We start from the raw sequence: 16,505 nt of genomic DNA, 5'->3' as shown, positions 1-16,505 counted from the left end.
CACTGTAGCTTAATACAAGCCTATGAGGAAGCATTTCGAGTTTGTAGTCTAGGCCAATATTTTCTCGTCCATTCCCGCTGTTGCACCGCTTTTTTGGTCATTCTAATACTTATTTTTCGGGATGTGACGATTTGAAAATCGGAAAAACGCGCAACATGTCTAACGGATATCAAATGAACGATATAAACACTCGCATAGATTGTTATTTTCATCCCGCCGTTGAAGCCGCGCTTGCCTGCACAGGCTGCGGAAAGCATCTATGCGAAGCCTGTTGCGACGCGGAGTATCCCGGGTTCTGCTTTATGTGCAGTCTAGCGGTCAGAAACGGCAATTCGTCGGATCAAGCGCATGATCAGAAGTTCCGCGTTAAACGATATATCCTCGTGAAGCTTCTTGTTGCCATTATTTCAGTAACGATTAGTACGATTGTATTAGGTGGTATTCTGCATGTTAGCAGTCTGCTTGCTGTCATTTGGGTGGTCAGTCTCATTATCGTGGCGGTGTTAGGTGCGCCTGCGTCTATCGGAATCGACTTCATGTGCAAACGCATAGCCGTGCGGTGGATACGAATGATCGTGAATGCATTTCTGCACGGTCTTGCCGGGATAACGCTGGCGCTGTTGATTTTCTCGTCGTGGGATGGGGTTATCTTGACGTACGGCTGCATCAATGCGCTGGTTTATTATGCGGTGTTTATTTTCTTCGAAAAGCCATGACAACCTTGATAGTACGGCTTGTTACAGACCGATGTAACTACTGCCCAGCCCTGGCGTTCCCTTTCTTCGCAACAATTGGCGCTTGGGCCTCGTTAATGGATATATAAGGGTGCCAGCCGTAAGCGGGAGAGGGAGAATGGGCTATGAAAAGTAGAATGTTGGCCACGGTCGGCGGTATCGGACTCGCGTGGGGCGCGCTATCGGCGCCGGCAGCATCAGCTGCTGCTTTATCGGAGGGGACTGTCCCGCAAGTAACCGCCGCGCCTGCGGTCACTGTTAATACGGGGAGCAAGAAGACGCTAAATGAGGCCTTCGACAAGCTTGTTGTTGTTCCGTACCAGTTCAAGCATAAGCTCTACGTCAACGGAAGAATGACGGATTGGTTGGCCAATTATCAAATCGTGCAGCGGGACGGACGCGTGCTGGTACCGATTCGCATGATGAGTGATCTGGCGACGCAGTCCGAGAACGGCGAGAGCTACTGGGAAGCGATTTGGCAGCAGCAAAAGCCGGATGAGGTTTTGCTGAACAATTACGCGCTGCATAAGACGATCACGTTCACAGTCGGCAGCAAAACTATACTTGTGGACAAGGTACCGCAGGCGATCGAGACTGCCCCGCAGAAGGTGGACGGACGCATCGTCCTTCCGCTCCGCGAGGCAGCAATTGCATTGGGCAAGCATATCGATTGGTTGGACGGACTCCTTCTGATCGGCGACGAGCAGGTTGATCTGAAGGCTCCGCAGACGTTGACGTTTAAGGATCAGCTCAAGGATAGGTTGGCAGATCCCCGAAAGCGCGTCGAGGAAACGAAGACGGATTATCTGATTGCCGCATCGGGCGATACCGTTTACTCTTACAGGCTGAGCTATACGGACAAAGGCGGCGTGCAGACGCTGTACAGCCGAACAGGCAAGGGCAAGGAAGTCCGGATACCGCTGGATGGCAATCCGAACTTGAATTCGGCGAAGCTGATCGGCGGTGAGCTGTATTACGTGACTTCAGTGGGCAGCAAAGACCGATTGGATGCATATCGGCTCGTGGACCGCACGACCCGGACCATCGGCGCCATTACCGATTGGAAATCCGGGGACGGCTGGGTTTCGGATATTCGGATGATCGAGGGAGAGCTGTATGTCGTACTGCACAGCGGAGATTACACGATGGGCAGCGAGTCGTTGTACAAGCTCAAGCAAGGTGTATTGAAGCCTATAACCAACGCCAAGGAGTTTATTCAATATGTGAAGTCCGGAAATCAGTTGTACTATTCCGATTTCAACCCGATGTTCGGCTCTGGCGGCGATAATTTGACGCAGATCGACCTGATGACGGGGAAGGAAACAGCGATAGGAGAGCCTGGGTTTACTTATGGTGTCCATGTTTCGGTCACTTCTAGTTATGTCGGCTATGGCTCCAACAGAACCATGTATGTTCAGGACGGATACCTCTAAACGCTCGGCTTTAACGGGAATGGGCAAGGCGACGACAGCAAGTCGGCCGTGTACAAAATCCATCTGGCGGATATGAAGCAAATGAAGCTGAGCGGTCCGGTGAAAGAGTTCTGGTTGAAAAACAACCGGATCTATTATGTGGAGGACGATACCGGGTATTTGAAATCGACCGATCTGAACGGCGCCGATGAAAAGACGCTCGTTGGGCGGACCATGTATCAGGTGCAGCTATTTAACGGAAGCTTCTATTATACGTTGAACGCGGCAGGCGGGAGTATCGCGAATGGACCAGGCATGCTTTTCCGTTATGACATTGCCGGGGGCAAAGAAGTCAAGCTGAGTGACCGTGCCGTTACCTCATTCTATATCGGAGCTGCGGGCATCTACTACGTAAGTGAAGGCCTCGACTGGGGACTGTATAAGGTGACGGCTGATGGTGGCAATGTATGGCTGGTGAAGGACCGAATCGCGTCGACGCTGTTGACCGATGCCGGAATCGTGTACACGCTGACGTATCAGGAAGGGACCTATTCGGCTAAGTGACGTGCATGCCGGCGTTTGGTCAGGAGCACTCCCCGATCCACCATGCACGATGCGGAATGTGCAAATATTGTCAAGAGCGCCATTCATTCAAAATCCCCTTCTGCTGACCGGCAGAAGGGGATTTTGTCGTTCCTAAAAATGATTAAGTTAACGGAAAATATTAGCGCAACTAAAAAGTAAAAATGTGGTAATATACTATGTGTCGAATAGGATTGGTAAAAATTATCCAGTAAGGAGATGGTTAACGTGCGCAGGATATTTGGAAAAGTCACATTCAGAAATTTTATTATTGTATTCATTGCAGCAGTAGTAATGTTAAGTGGTTTCATAATGAATAGTACAAGAGTATTGGCATGTGATTATTCTCCAGGTTATATTATCGAGCCCCGACAGGAGTCGAATGTGTTTTTCGGTAAGGTGCTTGAAGTTCGATATAATAATAATGGGAAAGACGTTTATTTTGAAGTGTTTAAGGTGGAGAAAGGTAACGTAAAAGCATTAATAAAAGTTTGGACACCTTATACACAGTCCGCTTGTGGTGTTGATTTCAAGGCAGGGGAAATGTATTACGTGATTACAATGTTCAATAAGAGAATTTCAACATCACCTAATCAAGCCTCTGTTACTACCACTAGACGATTAATGCCAGGGGAAAAAATCGATAATGATGAAAAAATCGATGGTAAATTGCTGTTAGAAAACTTCCGAAAACGATATGATGCATCAGTCTCCATAAATGGAGAGGATGTTGCTGTATCTGGACCGAGCGATATTTTCTATGTAAATAAAGATAACCGGGTCATGGTCCCGTTGACCGAAGTATTGATGAATAGGTTTGGAATTGAATATGTTTTAAGTAACGACACAGTAACATTGAAATATAATGGGTTAGTGTATTCATATCGGGTTGGATTCGACATCGTAGGTATCGGTGAAGAGAAAGTCTTTATGGATACCGTAATGGTGCAATTGCCAGTACCTACCCTAGTAGCGTTGCTTGGAATAATGTCTTGTACGGACTTTCTGTCGAGGAAGTCGATAGTAAAGACATTGGCAATGAGATTGGAAAAATTAAGCGCCAAAGAACTCCGATGCCAATGAAGAACCGCGAGTCAAACGAAAAACATCATGTGGGAAGCTCGTTGTTTGAAATTAAAGGAGTGGATATTAAGGATGCAATTGCAGTTAAGGTAGATGAAAAGTTTTTCAAGGCAACTCAAATAGGACCATTACAAGAAAAGTCCTATGTAAAAACATGGGTAACAACATCATCTGTTGTCGGTCTCTTAGTCCTGTTATCAGCCATGATTAAATGGAGAAAAAGAAGAAGAATAGGTTAGCTTATTCCGCTAACGGGGAACATTAGCAGAATATATAACTATAACGAAGCTGCCGGCACGAACGGCAGCTTCACTGATCAAGCTAAGACATATGTATAAAATACGGGTTTTGTGAAGTAGTAATACAGCGGCTCAACTTTTTTATTTTTCTTTCATTTTTCATTTATTTTTCTTTCATTTATTTTTCTTTCATTCAAATTCCTCAAACCATTAAACGCCATCAAAATAATTCCTCTAACTTTGTCCGGCGTAAATGATTCTCCCGAAACTAACAAACGATAAAATAACGGCCCATACAGCAAATCGATACTGGAATTCACATCCAGGTTTGGACTGAGTTCGCCGCGATTAATACCTCTGGTTAAAATCATCGCGGATTCTGAACGTCTTGGCTTTACGTAGTATTCGCGGAATACTTTCATTAACGTTTGATTCATCTGACCTTGACCGATTAATTCGGCAATCATGTTTCCTTCTTTGCTTTCCATAAATACAGCTAAATTAGTCGCATGGATCAAAATATCTTCCATGACAGATCCGGTATCCGGTACGGGCATCTGGCTTGCTGCGGCTTTGAAAAACCCGTCAGCTACGACAGCTGCTTTGTTCGGCCACCATTTATAGATGGTGGCCTTACTCACGCCGGCTGTTTCGGCTATTTTCTCTATGGTCACGGATTCATAACCGTTCTCGAGCAGCAGCTCATACGAAACCGATAATATTAATTGTTGAAGCTTGACATCTCTGGGGCGTCCTTTTTGAGCCATATCCATCCCACTTTCCATTCTAACGCTTTGATATCAGTATATAGGAAAACGACGTATTTACAAAACGCTGCGTTCAGTATATAGTGTTATCCACACATTAAGTAAACGATACGTCTACTTAATCCAAAATCATTCATTTTATAGAGAGGAACATTGATTATCATGAGTACTGGTAAGGCTGCTTCAAAGCAACAAAACAATATTTCAACCGCCATGATGGTTATCTTGGCTGTCGCATGTGGTCTGGTCGTGGCCAATCTTTACTATTCCCAAACCCTTGTTGGTCCCATAAGTAAAGCACTTGGACTTCCGCCAGGTGTAGCCGGGTTAATCGTAACGTTTACGCAAATTGGTTACGTATCCGGCTTACTCTTCATCGTTCCGCTGAGCGATAAGCTTGAGAATCGCCGACTCATCGTGAGTTCGCTTCTCGTTGTCGTCTTAGCTTTGATTCTGGCTGCTGTATCGCCAGGAGCCATTCTTTTCCTGACTGCTGCCCTATTAATCGGAACCGGCTCAGTCGTTGCTCAAATTCTAGTCCCTCTGGCTGCATCGATGTCAAGCGAACAGCAGCGCGGCCGAGTTGTTGGCAACGTTATGAGCGGACTATTGCTTGGGATCATGCTGGCCCGGCCGATTTCCAGTCTTGTCGCCGGACTATGGGGATGGAGAACGATATTTGTTTTATCCGCTGTTCTCATGGCATTGTTAGCCCTAATGCTGGCGCGTGCTTTGCCTACAAGATACCCGGAAAGCAAATTAAGCTACACTCAACTCGTTGCTTCATTAATTCAACTTTTGAGAATGTATCCGATCTTACGGCGCCGAGCTATTTATCAAGCCTGTCTGTTCGGATCTTTCAGCCTCTTCTGGACTACGGTGCCACTTCGACTGGTTGACGAGTATGAAATGTCCCAGCAAGGGATCGCCTTATTTGCCTTGGTTGGGGTAGCTGGGGCAATCGCCGCACCGATTGGTGGTAGATGGGCTGACAAAGGGTTCACCAGAACCATTACCATAACAGCCATCATCTCTGCGGTCATGTCTTTTCTGCTCATTGCCGTAATTCACGACAAATCACATCTCTCGTTAGCGCTGCTCTTCCTCGTTGCGATTACATTAGATATGGCGGTTTCCGCAAATTTGGTCACAAGTCAGCGCATTATCTATTCGCTCGGGAATGAAGCCCGGGGTAGATTAAACGGGTTGTTTATGGCGATTTTCTTCATTGGTGGAGCGGTTGGTTCATTCTTGGGAGGATTAACCTATGCGCATGGCGGCTGGGTATGGAGCACATGTGTAGGTGGAGCGTTGCCATTCTTAGCTTTCTTATATTTCCTAACCGAAACTAAACCACAATCATAATGGAAATACTAAAAAACTCTCGCTCATCAGCGCGATTTCCGCCGCTGCATCGAACGAGAGTTTTCATTTCTGCACGTATCAACCCATTTAGTTTACTTAACAATAGTTATGTAAACTAAACTGATCTACGCTTATACCGAATCCAACAAATACCCGTAACCTTCTTGCTCCATGTCTTCCTTCGGAATAAACCGCAGCGCCGCAGAATTTATGCAATAGCGCAGTTTTGTTGGTCCTGGGCCGTCATTGAACACATGACCCAAATGCGAGTCCGCATTCACACTGCGTACTTCCGTGCGAATCATACGATGGCTCAAATCCTGCTTTTCCTTCACATTGCCGCCAACAAGTGGTTTCGTGAAGCTAGGCCAACCGCAGTGTGCATCGAATTTATCCGCTGAACTGAACAGCGGCTCTCCGGACACGATATCTACATAGATACCTTCTCCGTTAAAATCCCAATATTCGTTCTCGAAAGGCGCTTCTGTCGCGTTATTCTGAGTGACTTCGAATTGCAGCGGAGTCAGCTTCTGACGTCTTGCTTCACGATCTTCCTTCGTATTCCAATGACCCTTAATAAACGAATCACGTCCTGAGCCCTCACGGTACATCCGGTAACGAAGCGGATTCTTGTGATGGTAGCCTTGATGGTAGTCTTCAGCCGGATAGAACGGTGTTGCAGCAACGATTTCAGTTGCAATCGGCTTATCGAATCGACCGCTTTGCGCTAGTTCTAGCTTGGAGCGCTCCGCAATTACGCGCTGCCCTTCACTATGGTAGAAAATCGAAGTCCGGTACGAATTCCCGCGGTCATGGAATTGTCCACCGGCATCTGTCGGGTCGATTTGTCTCCAGTAAACATCGAGCAATTTCTCATAGGGGAAAATCGAGGAGTCGAATGTAATTTGTACCACTTCAGCGTGTCCAGTCGTTTCGGAACACACTTCTTCATAGGTTGGATTCTCTGTGTGACCGCCCATATAACCGGAAATTACACTGATAATTCCAGGCTGCTCCTCGAAAGGAGTCACCATACACCAGAAACAGCCACCGGCAAAGGTTGCTTGTTCCACACTGCTCGAAGGCTCATTATTTGTAACATTCACTTGATCTGACATGGTCATGAATCCCCTTTCTTCTTGTCGATTTTACTCTGTTTCTATCATATCAAAGCTGGGCCATCATTCCAAACGACGCCGTTCTCATTTATTCGCCGTCAATCATGAGAAATTTCTCACGAAATTCTCATAAAGGCTCTAATCGCTATAGAACACTCACTGTTGACTCCTAATGGTGCAAAAAGGGTGTTTTGGGAGTGTGTTATAGTGTGTAAAGACAAATGGCACCTTGAAGAGCTGGAGGGAATAAACAGATGATAGCAACAACTAACAAACGTTTACTCAAGAGCATCCTAAGTGTGAGCCTTTGCGCCACGGTTGGATTTACTGCAATGTCACTAAGTACAGCATCGCAAGCAAGCGCTGCAACGGAGAAATCGAAAGAATTGATCACTTATGGAGAGAAATACATAGGTACTCCCTATCTATATGGCGCAGTACCATATATGACGAATGCATTCGATTGCTCATCCTTTACACAATATGTATTTGATAACTTCAATATTTCACTTCCGCGCTCGTCTTCCGATCAATCGGCCAAAGGCAAAAAAATTGCCAAAGGATACTTAAGTATAGGCGATCTGGTCTTCTTCAACACCAATGGGATCGGAATCAGCCATGTTGCGATCTACGCCGGAGATAATAAGATTCTGCATAGTGCCGGCAAAAGCGTGAAGATCTCCGATATGTCGTCAGGCTATTGGAAGAAATCATTCGTAACAGCAAGACGCGTCCTCAGTTAACCCCAAAAAGAGCCTGTTAAGATGGTATACGGAAACAGTCCGCATCTCCTCTTATCAGGCTCTTTTCTCATCAAGCAAACCTTCTACTTATATGCGGAACAACCCATATCCGTCAAATTGTACAATTGGCTCTTTGTCTTCCTTCAAGCCTTCGCCTTGACCATGCAATGCTACATCGACCAGCCACTTCGTGAAACCGGCCACGTTCATCGATTCCATCTCCTGTAAACTGTAGAAGCCGGCTGCATCAACTTCAACACCGTCGGGAACCGGATCACCGGAAACATAGTCCATCGCAAACGCAATATAGACGTTATGAATGTTTCTCGGATGATCACGGACGGCAACGATGTTCCGAACCTCAGCTTCTACGCCGGCCTCTTCCATAACCTCGCGCTTTATCGTTTCATGAATGAGCTCATGCTGTTCAATATAACCGCCCGGATTCGTCCAATACCCTTTACCCGGCTCTTGAGCGCGACGAACCAGAAGGACTTTTTCTTTGCGAACAACCAATGCGCCAACACCGACACTGTAATTTCCCCAATGCACGAAATTGCAGCCATCAGCCGTGCAGGCTTTCCGAGGCGTTCCGTCTACATCTCTAACTTCCAGCGGAGCCCCACAAGTTAAACAAAAATTAATCCCCATAAATGAACTCTCCCGAATTGTCCAATATTGAATTGCCATAATTACGAGCTGCCGAGATCGTTCCAACTCCCATTCAGCTTCGTTAATCATAGCGCCAGTCGGTCTAGAGTTCAATAGGTCCAATTCGAAAGCTTTTAGCGCGTTATTGCTGCTTCACGGTTACCGTGAACACTTTAACATCGCCAACACCGTTATTGCTGATAAAAGCGGTCAAATTCACAGTTACGTCACCTTGCCCATGCGCGGGGCGATGCAGCACGGTGCCGTTATCTGACAACACGGAAGTGTTGCTGGAGTACCAGATGATTGTGCTGCCATAATAGCCCTTGGAAGGCAGTCCGAGCGGCTTTGTGACATAGCCGGCATTATCGGAATCTTTAAACGTAATCGCAAGATCGGCCTTATCTGCTGCGACTTTTTCTGTACTTGTAAAATCCGCCTTCACAGTCAATGTAAACTGCTTCACATCGACTGCAGATCCGCTTGTGATCACGGCTGTCATAAGAACGAAAGTATCTCCCACACTCGCCGCCGGACGGTGAAGCGTTTTGCCGTCATCGGACAACACGGCAGGTGAACTGGACATCCATTTAATCGAAGAACCATTCACGCCGTATGCCGGTAACGCATCAAACGGACGGGTAACGCGGCCGGCAGAGTCTGATCCGCCAAAATCAATCTGAAGAGCTGCTTTATCTGCAGCAACGCGCTGGGCATCAGGCAACTGTTCTTTGACCTTGACGATAAAGACCTTCGTTTCTTTGTAGCTGCCGGATCGAACTTGAGCTGTAAAGACGACTGTCGTGCTGCCGGAGCCGCTAGGAGGTCTTACCACCTTCTTACCATCATTGGAGATTACGGATGGCAACGTCGATTCCCAAGTCACTGTGGAGCCGTACACGCCTTTGCTCGGAAGCTCTTTAAACGGTTGTGTAACGCTATCAATCGTATCAGAACCGCCGAACACAATGTTTAATGCCTCATAATCCTTCTTCACTCGATCGATATCGGACATGGCCGGTGCAGTAGATTTTACGATGAGGCGGAATGTCTTAGTCGTTGTTGCGTTACCGGAACGTATCGTTGCCGTCATATCGACCGTAGCATCGTTATACTGTGGTCGATTAATAAGTAATCCATTACTCGCCAGAATGGAAGTATTGCTGGAAGTCCAAGTAATCGCAGATCCATTCTTCCCTTTAGTGCTCAGAATGACAGGCAAGGTTACAGATTTCGAATTGTCATTACCGAGAAACTGAATAGCCAGTGCGTTCTTGTCGGCGTTTACTTTCGCCAGATCTTTCTGATACGTGCTGTCGCCATTATTGCCGGCTTCACATTCCGCTTTGAAACTTGCAATCATTCGCTTGAGGATCGCTCGTGTACGGTCATTCTTCACTTTAGCCAGTACTGCGTTCAAGCGATTCACAGCGTCTTTACAGGACTGCAATTGCTCCTGGCGACTATCGTTGTGGCTATTCCCATGTGCGAGTGCGGTGCTGCTGCCAAGTAGACACATGGAAAGGACAAGCATAATTACTGTCCACTTCTTCATGATCCTCTCTCCCTACACCATAAATTAGTGAAAACGCTCACTACAGATACATTTCGTCGCCATGGGCATATTTACGGGGGCCAATTAGGAATAAATTTCATTTACTGTCGTTAACTGTATCTAAATGGCGCATTAGCGACTCCGTCGTTTTCATCTATCCTTCAAACGGTTGAAGATCTAAATTTGTTGCAGGAAAATAAGATAAAAAAAACCGCCTCCAAGGGCGGTTTTAGTTCGATTAGATCGCAAAAACATGGCTTCCGATCTTCGTCGTGATTTTTCGGGAGCGAATCCACTCTGACTTGGCTGTGATCGGATTGTAATAGAACAGCGCTTCTTTAGTCGGATCCCATCCGCGTACAGCGTCCTTCGCTGCTAGGAATGCGGTGTTGTTCGGAAGCAGCCAATATTGACCATCGGCTACAGCGGTAAATGCATATGGCTGCATGATCACTTCGGTTAAGTTCTTCGGGAACAACGGCGATTTCAAGCGGTTCATGACGACAGCCCCTACCGCGACTTGACCTTTATACACCTCTCCACGTGCTTCGGAGTAGATGATTCGAGCCAGCTTCGACAACTCAGGCTTGTTTACCGAAAGCTTCTTCAGCTTAGCCCACGTCTTAGGTCCGGCGATCCCATCACTGGCGATCCCATTAGCACGTTGAAAGTTCGCAACGGCGTTACGCGTCGCCATGCCATATGTGGTCGTGATCTTATCTTTGTAGTAGCCGAGCGTTTGCAAGCGGAACTGAAGATCCGATACATCTCCGCCCTGACTGCCTGTTTTAAGTATTGGCGCTGTTGCAGCATGTGCTTCGGTGCCGAATAGCGAGCCTCCGGATAGAAGTACGAAGAATACTAGTGCCGCGGCTATTCTTTTGTGTCTTACCATGGTGTTGAAACCCCTCCATATCGTCTGGTATGAGGCTGATTGTAACATGAATCAACCTCTGACATACGAATTAAGGGGATATTCTAATGAACTTAAAAATTTCTCATTCTGTGCAAAAAGCAACCTGCGGCATATTCACACAGTGGCTCTACGCAGAAGCAAATAGGCGACGATGGACAGGCAAACCGTTATAGGTAAGAGCATTTCGGCAAGCTGGACAGCCGTATGATCACCGAAGAAATGGAAGATCGTGGACCACCACCCCATATAATTAATCACATAAAATAGGATGGTTATTAGAAGCACAGCAGCAATTGACAGCACATACATACCATTTCGACCAAAACGACGATGTACGCTGGCACATAAAAACCCGGTCATATAGAGAGATACCATGCAAGAGAAATAGATCACGAACTCCGAAAAGACGTTTCCATCTGAAAGATAAGGCAAATGGAAGAAATACAGCTGGACTCCCCAACCGTCGATTACACTAGACTCTATATAAGAAAGCAAACACAAGATGATGGATATGCCCGTGCTAAGCAATGAAATCATAAGCATGGATCCTAAGAAGAAATCACGTCTTCGGACACTTAGCCCCAGAGCAAAAGGGAAATTTTGCGACAACGAAATGATTCCGACGACCATCATATAGATAAAGATCGACATCAGCCCCCCTGTAACCAACTTCTCGTCAATAGGAAGAAGGGAAGCAATTAAAAGGTTAACCACAAAGCTGGAAAGCAGAATGACCCAGGGTAGAATAAACCAGCCGAATTTGTCCCTTGCGTACATTTTGACTACATTTTGAACCATATTCATCGTAACGTCACCTCTTTGCGTACTAGATCACTTGTTAGGTAGACAATCAACTGTTGAATGGTAACCGTCGTAATGTCCAATCCCAATGCCTCCGCCGTCTTCTGATCACTGGCAACCAAGCTGCCATAGATCGTCGCAGAACGATAACCGCCCATACCTTCACTGTGAATGACTTTCTTATTTGCCGTATAGGATTCGATTTTGGCAACAGGTCCGGTTACCGTATAAGCGCGACCACGCAGCGAATCTGCTTCCTCATTGAGCAGTAATTTACCTTCATTAATGACGATGATATGCTCGAGTAACCGACTGACTTCATCAATGAGATGTGTCGACAGAATGACTGTGCGAGGATGAAGCGCGTAGTCTTCCATTAATCGATCGTAGAATATCGTCCGCGCCACAGCATCCAGTCCCAAGTACGGCTCATCAAAAATCGTAATCGGCGCGCGGCTGGCAAGACCAACAATGATGCCAACGGCTGACAGCATGCCTCGGGATAATTTCTTCACTCTCCGCTTGAGCGGAAGCTTGAATTCCGCGATCAGCTCACGTGCATATGCCCCGTCCCATTGGGGGAAAAATAAAGCAGCCGTTTCCAATACATCCACTACTTTGAAGTTATCCGGATATTTCTGACTTTCTTTAATAAAACAAATCTGACGGAGCACGCGATTGTTCTCATATGGATCTTCGCCGAATACATGAAGCTCCCCGCTGGTTTTAAACAATTGGGCGGTTATCATATGCATAATCGTCGTTTTGCCTGCACCATTGCGTCCCAGCAGCCCATAGATCTTATTCTCTTCGATTTCAAAGCTGACATCATCGATAGCTTTGTAGTTGCCGAATACCTTCGTTAAGTGCTTCGCTTGAATAACAGTAGTCACCAGACTCATCCTCTCCTGCGGATCATATCCGTTAATTGTTCGATCGTAATGCCAAGCTTCTCTGCTTCTTGAATCATCGTTACGACGTATTGTTCGAAAAACTGCTCTTTCCGCTTCTCCATCAGCTTCGCTTTAGCGCCGGTTGCGACAAACATGCCAATTCCCCGTTTCTTATATAGAATCTCTTCATCGACTAGCAGATTCACGCCTTTAGCTGCTGTGGCCGGATTAATACCGTAGAAGGCTGCGAACTGATTCGTCGAAGGAACCTGTGACTCCTCCGGCATTCCGCCTCCAATAATGTCATCCTCAATTCGTTCTGCAATCTGGACGAATATGGGACGGCTGTCATCGATTTTAATACCCATCGCTACACCACCACATCGGTTAGTTACTCATGTAACTAACTATATAAGTAACGAACACGTTCGTCAAGAGTGTTTCTCGGATTTCCGCAGCAGCCCAGTGCGAACATTCGTTCCGGTGCGCGGTTTACATTGCCCTCCCACTGCTTTAAAATGAGAAATAATGGAGGTGGCTGCGCATGAATATTATCAAAATCAAAGATCGACAGGAGCTTGACCGCAGAACGCCATCAATGCCCTGGTATATCGAGAAATTCATTAACTATAAGCTTCCCGACCTCTCTCCCTCTTCGCTGCTTGAATATGTGCGGGATTATGATACGTTCCTTTCTTGGCTGCTTGCGGAAGGATTGGCCGCCGGACCGACGCTGCGCGATGTAGAGCTGATCGAGCTGGAACGACTTCATATGGACAGTATCGATCATTTCAAAATGTTTCTAGCCACTCGCCAACAGCAAGCCAACAGCCGAACGACCATTTCTCGCAAGCTTTCCTCCCTTCGCTCGCTCTTTCATTATTTGAGTCAAATTGCCGAGGATGAACAGTTCTATCCGCTACTGAAGCGCAACGTGATGGCGAAGGTATCGATCAAACGAACGTCTAAGCCGAAGGATACTGCTGCTAAGCTTGAAGGCAAGCTGCTGCAGGAGCAGGAGATTGATGAGTTTATCCGGTACATCAATGAGGATTACGGCATGGAGATCGCCACGAATAAGCAAGCGCTCTACTCCTATACGAATAACCGTACGCGCGATACTTCAATAGTGAGCCTTATCCTTAACTCCGGCTTACGTGTATCTGAGGTGTTCAATATGAACGTCGATGACATCGACCTGAAGAAACGGCTGCTCTACGTGTACCGTAAAGGGAAGAACGACGACACGTTTAAGACGCCGGTTTATTTCCGCCAGGAGGCTATGCGTGATCTTCAGTTGTATATGTCGCAGCGGGATTCGCAGTATAAAGCACCGAAACGGGAAAAAGCGCTCTTCCTCGCCATTCCGAACGGCAAGAAGGAAGGCTCCCGAATGACGAAGCGGGCTATTCAAGAGATGGTTATTAAATATGCCAAACGTTTCGGCAAACCGTATCTCTCGGTGCATAAGCTGCGCCATTCCTTCGCGACCGACTACTATCTGCGTAATGACCTCTATAAGACGCAGGAACAGCTTGGTCACGCCTCACCGGAAACAACGCAAATCTACGCGCATCTAACGGACAAAACGATGGCCGAAGCCATCGATCGGCCGAAAGAAGCATAAGCAAAGCCCCATACCGGATTGGTATGGGGCTTTTGTTCTGAGCCTCCAACTTATGTCGATGGAGGTCCTTTGAATCCTACTCTAACCGCGCATCGAACCTTGAACAGCTGCAAGCACATCCGTAATCGCCATTCGATCCGCTGCGCCGCTCCCGCCGCGCAACTTCCATTCCACTTGGCCGTCCGCAACCCCTTTTCCAACCACAATCCGAATTGGAATGCCAATCAAGTCGCTGTCCTTGAGCTTCACGCCAAGCCGCTCATCGCGATCATCCAGCAGAACATCGATACCGGCTGCCTGCAATTGCGCATATAGATTTTCAGCCACATCCATCTGCAGGCTATCCTGCGTTGAAACCGGAATAAGGTGAACGTCATACGGCGCAACGGCGCTTGGCCATATCATGCCGTTCTCGTCATGATGCTGCTCAATGATGGCTGAGAGCAGCCGCGAGATGCCAATCCCGTAACAGCCCATAATGATCGGCTTCGTTTCACCGGTGGAATCCACGAACTGCGCCCCAAGCTTCTCACTATACTTGGTGCCGAGCTTGAATACATGTCCGATCTCAATACCGCGAATCGTACGCAGCTCTCCATGCTCGCAGCTTGGACAACGATCGCCTACCTCCACATTACGGAAATCCCCGGTCCTCTCCAGAGAAAAGTCTCTCCCCGGCACAACATGACGAACATGATAGTCCGTTTCATTAGCGCCAGCGATTCCCGCTTTCATCTGCGCAACTTCCAGATCAACTAGCAGCGGAATCGCCAATCCAATTGGCCCGGCGAATCCTGTACCCGCACCGGTAACCGTTCTAACCGTATCCGAATCTGCGAGAGTAAGCGTTACGGCTTGGAGCGCATTGAGCACTTTCGTTTCGTTAATGCTGTGATCACCGCGCACAAGAACCGCAACGGGTTTACCATCCGCTAAGTAGATCAGCGTTTTAATCAGTCCATCATGACCGATTTCAAGTCCTGCTACCAATTCGTCAATCGTTCGCAAGCCAGGGGTGTGGAATTGTTCCGCAGCTGCTTGCAAACCATCCTCAGCTTGATCTCTAGTTAAACGCTTTTTGTCTGCTTCGACTAATGCTGCTTCATGACTAATCGCTTTCTCCATATTCGCCGCATAATCACAGGAACTGCAAGTCACCACGTCATCCTCACCGGATTCCGCTATCGCCATGAATTCATGGGTTCCGCCTTCTCCCCCAATAGCCCCGGCATCTGCTTGAACCGCTCGGAACTCCAGTCCACTGCGCTCGAAGATACGATGATACGCTTCGTACATCGCCTGATAGGTCCGATCCAAGCCCTCCCAATCGCTGTCAAAAGAATACGCATCCTTCATGACAAACTCTCTGCACCGCAGCAAGCCAAAACGCGGCCGACGTTCATCGCGAAACTTCGTTTGCACCTGGAACAACGTGACGGGAAGCTTCCGATAGGTTGAAATCTCCTGACCGACAAGCTGCGTAATGACTTCTTCATGCGTCGGTCCAAGCACGAATTCTCGACCGTTGCGATCCTGCAGCCGTACCAGTTCAGGCCCGTAAACCTCATATCTCCCTGATTGCTGCCATAGATCAGCAGGCTGGAAAGCGGGCAGCAGTACTTCCTGCGCTCCGGTCTGCTCCATTTCGTGGCGAACAATAGCTTCTACCTTACGCAGCACGCGGCGCCCTAAAGGCAAGAAGGAATAGACGCCGGCGGAGAGCTGACGGATAAATCCGCCTTTTACCAGCCACTTATGACTGACGGCTTCCGCGTCTGCAGGGACTTCCCTCATTGTTGGTAAGAATACTGACTTCTGTCTCATCGCAAACCCATCCTTTCACCAAACAGTAGAATACAAAAATCACGCACCCATCCCTGGTTAAGGGACGAGTGCGTGCTCGTGGTACCACCCAAAATTCAGCCGCTTAACAAAGGGGCTCTCTTGTACGGATAACGGGGCGATCCCGGCTGCAAATACGGAAAGCAAAGGTTCCTTGCAGCGACTACAAGGCCGGGC

Annotated in this window: 17 protein-coding genes; 8 read left to right on the top strand and 9 right to left on the bottom strand. The window is 47.5% G+C overall.

Translation table 11 applies throughout. The annotated features are described in order from the left end of the window. Nucleotides 1-131 precede the first annotated feature (131 nt). The 5 genes from I8J30_RS15775 to I8J30_RS15755 all read left to right on the top strand — a co-directional run bounded on the left by I8J30_RS15775 (nt 132) and on the right by I8J30_RS15755 (nt 4,050). Nucleotides 132-716, top strand: a complete 585-nt coding sequence (locus I8J30_RS15775) for a B-box zinc finger protein (protein ID WP_210659237.1) — start codon at nt 132-134, stop codon at nt 714-716. A 143-nt stretch (nt 717-859) separates the two neighbouring features. Next, on the top strand, nt 860-2,167 hold the full coding sequence (locus I8J30_RS15770; RefSeq protein WP_210659235.1) for a stalk domain-containing protein: 1,308 nt from the start codon (nt 860-862) through the stop codon (nt 2,165-2,167). A gap of 48 nt (nt 2,168-2,215) precedes the next feature. After that, on the top strand, nt 2,216-2,710 hold the full coding sequence (locus I8J30_RS15765; RefSeq protein ID WP_210659233.1) for a DUF5050 domain-containing protein: 495 nt from the start codon (nt 2,216-2,218) through the stop codon (nt 2,708-2,710). A gap of 246 nt (nt 2,711-2,956) precedes the next feature. After that, nucleotides 2,957-3,811, top strand: a complete 855-nt coding sequence (locus tag I8J30_RS15760; protein WP_210659225.1) for a hypothetical protein — start codon at nt 2,957-2,959, stop codon at nt 3,809-3,811. Then, the gene (locus I8J30_RS15755) at nt 3,808-4,050 is read left to right on the top strand and encodes a hypothetical protein (protein WP_210659224.1); all 243 of its coding nucleotides are present in this window, start codon (nt 3,808-3,810) and stop codon (nt 4,048-4,050) included. Before I8J30_RS15760 ends, I8J30_RS15755 begins: the two co-directional genes overlap by 4 nt. Nucleotides 4,051-4,202: 152 nt before the next feature. On the opposite strand, the gene I8J30_RS15750 is transcribed toward I8J30_RS15755, so the two are convergent. After that, nucleotides 4,203-4,817 carry a TetR/AcrR family transcriptional regulator gene (locus tag I8J30_RS15750; RefSeq protein WP_210659222.1) on the bottom strand — a complete coding sequence of 205 codons (615 nt, stop codon included), beginning with the start codon at nt 4,815-4,817 and terminating at the stop codon, nt 4,203-4,205. A 162-nt stretch (nt 4,818-4,979) separates the two neighbouring features. Here I8J30_RS15750 and I8J30_RS15745 point away from each other — a divergent pair, with 162 nt between their 5' ends. Next, entirely contained in the window at nt 4,980-6,182 is a 1,203-nt protein-coding gene (locus I8J30_RS15745) for an MFS transporter (RefSeq protein ID WP_210659288.1), read from the top strand. 131 nt (nt 6,183-6,313) lie between these two features. Here the strand turns inward: I8J30_RS15745 and msrA are convergent, their stop codons facing one another. Beyond that, entirely contained in the window at nt 6,314-7,300 is a 987-nt protein-coding gene (gene msrA, locus I8J30_RS15740; protein ID WP_210659220.1) for a peptide-methionine (S)-S-oxide reductase MsrA, read from the bottom strand. Nucleotides 7,301-7,554: 254 nt separating this feature from the next. Here msrA and I8J30_RS15735 point away from each other — a divergent pair, with 254 nt between their 5' ends. Further along, nucleotides 7,555-8,043 carry a C40 family peptidase gene (locus I8J30_RS15735; protein WP_210659218.1) on the top strand — a complete coding sequence of 163 codons (489 nt, stop codon included), beginning with the start codon at nt 7,555-7,557 and terminating at the stop codon, nt 8,041-8,043. Between the two features lie 87 nt (nt 8,044-8,130). Here the strand turns inward: I8J30_RS15735 and I8J30_RS15730 are convergent, their stop codons facing one another. The 6 genes from I8J30_RS15730 to I8J30_RS15705 all read right to left on the bottom strand — a co-directional run bounded on the left by I8J30_RS15730 (nt 8,131) and on the right by I8J30_RS15705 (nt 13,227). Next, a complete protein-coding gene (locus I8J30_RS15730; RefSeq protein WP_210659216.1) occupies nt 8,131-8,694 on the bottom strand; it encodes an NUDIX domain-containing protein in 564 nt (187 codons plus the stop codon). A gap of 142 nt (nt 8,695-8,836) precedes the next feature. Further along, nucleotides 8,837-10,249, bottom strand: coding sequence for an immunoglobulin-like domain-containing protein (locus I8J30_RS15725; protein WP_210659214.1), 1,413 nt, complete (start codon nt 10,247-10,249; stop codon nt 8,837-8,839). A gap of 238 nt (nt 10,250-10,487) precedes the next feature. Then, complete coding sequence (locus I8J30_RS33725; protein WP_210659212.1) at nt 10,488-11,144, bottom strand: cell wall hydrolase; 657 nt, start codon at nt 11,142-11,144, stop codon at nt 10,488-10,490. A 135-nt stretch (nt 11,145-11,279) separates the two neighbouring features. Then, a complete protein-coding gene (locus I8J30_RS15715; protein WP_210659210.1) occupies nt 11,280-11,969 on the bottom strand; it encodes a hypothetical protein in 690 nt (229 codons plus the stop codon). Further along, nucleotides 11,966-12,859 (bottom strand): ABC transporter ATP-binding protein, encoded by an 894-nt coding sequence (locus I8J30_RS15710; protein ID WP_210659208.1) that lies wholly within the window; start codon nt 12,857-12,859, stop codon nt 11,966-11,968. Before I8J30_RS15710 ends, I8J30_RS15715 begins: the two co-directional genes overlap by 4 nt. A gap of 5 nt (nt 12,860-12,864) precedes the next feature. After that, entirely contained in the window at nt 12,865-13,227 is a 363-nt protein-coding gene (locus tag I8J30_RS15705; RefSeq protein ID WP_210659206.1) for a GntR family transcriptional regulator, read from the bottom strand. Between the two features lie 176 nt (nt 13,228-13,403). Between I8J30_RS15705 and xerS the strand changes: the two genes are divergently transcribed. Next, complete coding sequence (xerS, locus tag I8J30_RS15700) at nt 13,404-14,486, top strand: tyrosine recombinase XerS (RefSeq protein ID WP_210659204.1); 1,083 nt, start codon at nt 13,404-13,406, stop codon at nt 14,484-14,486. A gap of 81 nt (nt 14,487-14,567) precedes the next feature. Here xerS and I8J30_RS15695 read toward each other — a convergent pair whose 3' ends face one another. Further along, a complete protein-coding gene (locus tag I8J30_RS15695; RefSeq protein ID WP_210659202.1) occupies nt 14,568-16,310 on the bottom strand; it encodes a proline--tRNA ligase in 1,743 nt (580 codons plus the stop codon). Between the last annotated feature and the right edge of the window lie 195 nt (nt 16,311-16,505).

Source organism: Paenibacillus lignilyticus, assembly GCF_017942085.1.
Lineage (GTDB): Bacteria > Bacillota > Bacilli > Paenibacillales > Paenibacillaceae > Paenibacillus_Z > Paenibacillus_Z lignilyticus.
This window is presented reverse-complemented; position numbering and strand designations above follow the sequence as displayed.